Genomic DNA, 5,392 nt, shown 5'->3' on the forward strand with positions numbered 1-5,392 from the left:
GAGAGCTGAGGCCTCGCGAATGGAATACCCTTCGTCTTTAATCCATTGAATTACCTTCAGTTTAAAGTCTGAGGAATAGTTTGTATAGGGACACGCAAAAGCTTGATTGCCATGATACTCATATAATTTGACCCAATAGCGTAGAGCGGAGTTGTCTACGCCAATCTCGTTAGCAAGGTGACGGTAGCTTATCGTTTCATCCATATATCGACGAACGGCTTGGAATTTTTCATCTTTCGTAAATTTTTTCAAGGTGAATCCCCCTTAACTCAGAGCTAGATAAGTGTCCAACTCTTGGGGGTCACTTCATAGCCTGAGGAGGCTCACCGCCCGCCCCATGGAAAGCGAACCTTTTCCCGCAGCCCCTAAACTCACACAAAAGTCTCGAAACTGATTCTTCCAGAAAAGGGAGCTTATCTGGAATAGTGGGTAATTGAATTCAGCGAGGTAACTTTTTAACATTTGTTGAAACTGCTGGAGAGAAAAGGACAGGGGAGAGGGGAACGTGTTAAACTACGACAGAGAACCATCTTTTATCGAAAAGGAGAAAACGATCTATGGCAATTACCAACAAAACGGTCTTGAAAAAGATGTCCAGTGAGATACAGGAAGCGATGCTGCAGCATGGAAATGAGCAAAAAGTGAGGGAGCATGTGCGTTCTGTGAAATTGCTTGCTGACTTACTGTTAGAGGAAGATACCAGTCCGCAAAGTTCACCGGCTGCGGTCCAAGAACCAACAGTCGAAGAAATTCGCAAGATGATGGGAGCAGGCAACCCTGAGCCCGTCCAGAAAGAGGATAAAGAAACGAAAATTGACCATGATGAAGCCAATGGGTCTTCTATTTTCGATTTTTAAGGGGGAGAAAAAATGAAGCTTTTTTTAATTTTAGCCGTAATCAATGGATTTTTATCCGTCGCTTTAGGTGCGTTCGGTGCTCATGGACTTGAAGGAAAGGTCTCCGAAAAAGGATTGGATCAATGGGGGAAAGCCGTTGATTATCAAATGTTCCATACGATGGCTTTATTTGTCACAGCTCTATTGATGAGCAAAATCCAGACCGGTGCGATGACAGGTGCAGGTTGGTTTTTCTTGATTGGAATCCTGCTTTTTTCCGGAAGTCTTTACATCTATGCTACGTCTGGAATCAAAGTGTTTGCTATGATCACTCCACTCGGAGGTCTGTCATTTTTGATCGGCTGGATTTTGCTGGGTTACGCTGTCATTAAATATATTTAATACTAAAAGTAAAGGATCGTCGTGAAAAACAGAAGAATGACCGCCCTAATCAGTTGAATGATGGCATTCACTTTTTGCTGGCGTTTCATCTCGATCATACCTTCTAGAGCAAAGCTCGCCGCTAGAACGTAAAACATGAGTAAGATGATCCATTGGTGTTCGAGCTGGAATAAACCGACCACGGCAAGAACTACAGCTAACAAAAGGGCACCTAACTGGGCTCTCTGGTAACTCTCATATGGAGGTCGCATTTGTACACCCTTTTCTTTTGGCGTATAGCCAGTAATTTTGAATATGGAAATGAAAAACTCGCTACCGAAATAGCGAGTTTTTTGCTTCATTAGCGGGGTTGATAATTGCCCATTCCCTGTCCGCCGCCATACGGGTAGTTATAGTTGATTTCTTCGTCGAATGTAATGTAATCAAGATAGACCATCAAGAGTAAATAACGTTTCCCTGTTTGAGGATCGCTGAGAATGATGTGGTCTCTTCCTGCGGCTTCAACGATTCCTTTGAAAACTTTGGCGTTCCACTGGTCGTTGTTTTCAAAAGTCATATACACAGTGGCAGGCTTTCCGGCATTCAGCCGTAAAATGTTTTCAATGTATGATTCTTCGGAAGGAAGCATATTCGGAGGGTTTACTCCTTTTGATTGGGCTTGCTGCATTTGTGGAACTTGTAGACCACCTTGCTGACCTTGCGGCGGCTGGGTTCCTTGGATTGGCATCTGTGCACTTGGGTAGTATTGCATATACGGGTGTTGGCCGTAATAGGGGGAGGATTGGCCGCCGTACATCGGCTGTCCTTGACCTTGCCCCTGACCCTGTCCGCCCATTTGCGGTTTCTTTTGTGCCAATTGAATCACTCCTTATTGGAATTAATAAACACTAGGACAGTCAGACCGAATCGGAGAATAGAAGCAGTGGGATTTGAACCTGCCCGTATTCCATTGGCCGAACCATTGAGCTGGACAGTCTCCAGAAGGCTTGAAAAACCAAAGTGAATTTGTGGCAGGGTGGAACCGCTCACCGTTGATCGTCCTTCTTGCAAGCCGTTTGTCTTTTTCCCGTGCCCTTTGGTAGAAGTATCCCTTTTGAGTAGCCTCAAAGCCGCCGGGACTCTGGAACACCATCTTACGAATCGTATCGATCTCCGTAAAATCGATGCAATTCCCTCGCACACGGTTGACTCCTGTATTTCCGACCATAAGCATGCCTAGTTTACCTTCTCCTTCAGCCTCTGCTCTCATAAGCCTCGCTAATAATTTGACATCGGCCTGATTGAAGGGGACAACAGCCATGCGGTCACCTCACTTTAATAAAGGCATGATTGCATGTTCTTTAACACTATATGTTGGACGCCTATGGAGATATGATTAAAAATATTTTCTGCTGGACAACAAAAAAGGACCTCCCAAGAAGGGATAGTCCTTTTGCTGTTCCTAAACAATATGGCAGGATTGTGGAAAACTCGAATTCGAGATGTTTGTGGGATTCTAGGGGCTCCGGGAAAAGGTTCGCTTTCCGTGGGCGAGTGATGAGCCTCCTCGAGCTAACGCTCTGCGGGGTCTCATCTACCACGCACTTCCCACAGGAGTCTCACCGTTTCCCTCCACCCCTTTACCATATGAGCTTCTCGAGATCCCCCTACCAGTAACCTGCCGAGCTCTGAAATAAAGGCATCTTCACCCACGCCGTTATAGAGTCTTTTTAACCATTCTGCACGAATAAGGCGTGGGAGCAGGGTCTGGGAAACGTCCGCATGAAAAACGAATGGAGACACGAACGTGGGTGTTTTTCTCCTGACTGAACCAAAACACCGCAAATCGTCGTTTCCCTGACCCCGTATCCATGGCCAGGAATGGTCATTTATTATTTCAAGTAGGCAAGGCTTCCTTTAAGGATGCGTGGTATGTGCTCCTTGCTCTCCCATGGAAAGCGAGTCATCCCCCTCAGCCCCTATCCACTTAACAAAAGTCTCGAAACTGAGTCTTCCATAAACGGGAGCGTTAGTGAAAGAAAGGGGATATAAGAAAGCTGCCAGATCATCTGGCAGCTTTCTTATTTATACTTGTAAAAATTGTTCGACAGCATCTGGCTTGAGGATGTTTCCGATATAGAAAGATCCGAAATCGCCATAACGTGAAGTTACTTCATCAAAGCGCATTTCATAAACGAGCTTTTTGAATTGAAGAACATCATGAGCAAATAGTGTAACGCCCCATTCCCAGTCATCAAAACCGATGGAACCGGTAATGATCTGACGGATCTTGCCGGCGTATTGACGGCCTGTCATCCCGTGGGCATACATGAGTTTGGCACGTTCATCTTTTTCAAGGACATACCAGTTGTCATTTCCTTGCCTGCGCTTGTCCATCGGATAGAAGCAAATGTGGTTCCACTTCGGAAGGGTAGGGCGTAAGCGGGCCTGAATTTCAGGATCATCCTCATTCGCACTCCCCATGTAATTGGAAAGCTCAACGACAGAGACATACGAATAGGAAGGCTTCGTGAATTCTGCCAGCTTGGATTTATTGAAGGCCGTTTCAATTTCGTTCAGCTCTTCCATTGTCGGACGTAAAATCATCATCATGAAATCTGCTTTTTGACCGACAATTGTATATAAAGCATGACTACCTTCTTTGCTGCGTTCTGTTTCTTCCCATTGACCGATCAATTCTTTGAATTCATTGATCGCTTCTTCACGGTCTTCGTTTGATGCATACTTCCATGCTGTCCAGTCGACAGAACGAAAATCATGCAGACAATACCAACCGTCCATGGTAACTACTGCTTCTGGCATGGGATCGATCGCTCCTTTTACATTGAAGTATTGTACTAATAAAACATCCTCCATAAATATAACACATTTACATTTGGATAGATAACGATGCGGGTATGACAAAAGAGTGAACAGTTGGAGAAGTATCATCTGTAGAGAAATAGGGTAAAGTTATAAAATGAAATCGCTTCAAACGGAAAACTTGATTCGAACCACTTTCATTTGAACACAAAAGGTCTTATCATGTATAACAGAATAAAAAAATGGAGGGTTAATCATGAGTAACCTATTTGATACTTTGAAGTCTAAAATTGATGGAAAAGGCAAGAAAGTCGTATTTCCAGAAGCATTAGATGAAAGAATCCTAACAGCAGTGAGTCAATTGGGTGCTGACGGAATGTTGACACCTGTATTAGTCGGTAATAAAGAAAAAGTAGAACAGAAAGCATCTGAATTGAATGTAGATATTTCCGCTGCAGAAATTCTTGATCCTGCAAACTACGATGAGTTTGATGAAATGGTCGCAAGCTTTGTCGAGCGCCGTAAAGGAAAAGCGACAGAAGAAAAAGCACGTGAAATCCTGCAGGGCGGAAATTACTTCGGTACAATGCTTGTCTACATGGGTAAAGCAGACGGGCTTGTCAGTGGTGCCGCTCACTCTACAGCAGACACTGTGCGTCCAGCTCTTCAAATCATTAAAACGAAGCCCGGTATTAAGAAAACTTCTGGCGTATTCATCATGGTCCGTGATGAAGAGAAATATGTATTTGCTGACTGTGCTATCAACATCAACCCTGACAGCCAGGACTTAGCAGAGATCGCTTTGGCAAGTGCAGAAACAGCCCAGCTATTCGATATCCATCCAAAAGTCGCTATGTTAAGCTTCTCAACGAAAGGGTCCGCCCAGTCCCCTGAAACGGAGAAAGTGACACAAGCACTTGAGATTGCCCAAGAACAAAACAAAGATCTATTAATTGATGGCGAATTCCAGTTTGATGCGGCGTTCGTGCCATCTGTAGCTGAGAAAAAAGCGCCGGATTCTCCACTAATGGGTGAAGCGAACACGTTCGTATTCCCAAGCCTTGAAGCAGGAAACATCGGTTATAAAATTGCCCAGCGCCTGGGTAACTTTGACGCCGTTGGTCCGATTCTGCAAGGTTTGAACCAGCCAGTAAACGATCTATCCCGCGGCTGTAATTCTGATGACGTGTACAAGCTCGCCATCATTACTGCTGCTCAAGCTCTATAAAGAAGTAAAAAAGCTCGCGGACAACGTCCAGCGAGCTTTTTTACTCAAACCCGGAGAAGAATCGCTCAAACCCGGAGAAGAATCGCTCAAACCCGGAGAAGAATCGCTCAAACCCGGAGAAGAA

Annotated in this window: 8 protein-coding genes; 3 read left to right on the forward strand and 5 right to left on the reverse strand. The window is 44.7% G+C overall.

The genetic code is table 11. The features are described 5' to 3' along the window. On the reverse strand, positions 1-252 hold a 252-nt coding region (locus tag BLS23_RS20855; protein WP_143015314.1), incomplete at its 3' end, for a transposase. Positions 253-557: 305 nt separating this feature from the next. Here BLS23_RS20855 and BLS23_RS20860 point away from each other — a divergent pair. Both BLS23_RS20860 and BLS23_RS20865 read left to right on the forward strand, forming a co-directional pair. Further along, positions 558-857 (forward strand): YwdI family protein, encoded by a 300-nt coding sequence (locus BLS23_RS20860; RefSeq protein ID WP_089654937.1) that lies wholly within the window; start codon positions 558-560, stop codon positions 855-857. 12 nt (positions 858-869) lie between these two features. Further along, complete coding sequence (locus tag BLS23_RS20865) at positions 870-1,238, forward strand: DUF423 domain-containing protein (RefSeq protein WP_089654938.1); 369 nt, start codon at positions 870-872, stop codon at positions 1,236-1,238. Positions 1,239-1,240: 2 nt separating this feature from the next. On the opposite strand, the gene BLS23_RS20870 is transcribed toward BLS23_RS20865, so the two are convergent. The 4 genes from BLS23_RS20870 to hemQ form a co-directional block, all read right to left on the reverse strand. Continuing rightward, complete coding sequence (locus tag BLS23_RS20870; RefSeq protein WP_089654955.1) at positions 1,241-1,489, reverse strand: hypothetical protein; 249 nt, start codon at positions 1,487-1,489, stop codon at positions 1,241-1,243. An 89-nt stretch (positions 1,490-1,578) separates the two neighbouring features. Continuing rightward, a complete protein-coding gene (gerQ, locus tag BLS23_RS20875; RefSeq protein ID WP_374189740.1) occupies positions 1,579-2,073 on the reverse strand; it encodes a spore coat protein GerQ in 495 nt (164 codons plus the stop codon). A 42-nt stretch (positions 2,074-2,115) separates the two neighbouring features. Further along, the gene (locus BLS23_RS20880; protein WP_089654939.1) at positions 2,116-2,538 is read right to left on the reverse strand and encodes a cell wall hydrolase; all 423 of its coding nucleotides are present in this window, start codon (positions 2,536-2,538) and stop codon (positions 2,116-2,118) included. Between the two features lie 764 nt (positions 2,539-3,302). Beyond that, entirely contained in the window at positions 3,303-4,040 is a 738-nt protein-coding gene (gene hemQ, locus BLS23_RS20890) for a hydrogen peroxide-dependent heme synthase (protein WP_089654957.1), read from the reverse strand. Positions 4,041-4,296: 256 nt separating this feature from the next. Between hemQ and pta the strand changes: the two genes are divergently transcribed. Continuing rightward, entirely contained in the window at positions 4,297-5,268 is a 972-nt protein-coding gene (gene pta, locus BLS23_RS20895) for a phosphate acetyltransferase (protein ID WP_089654941.1), read from the forward strand. Positions 5,269-5,392: the final 124 nt, after the last annotated feature.

The organism is Halobacillus aidingensis, assembly GCF_900104185.1.
In the GTDB taxonomy this organism is placed as follows: domain Bacteria; phylum Bacillota; class Bacilli; order Bacillales; family Halobacillaceae; genus Halobacillus; species Halobacillus aidingensis.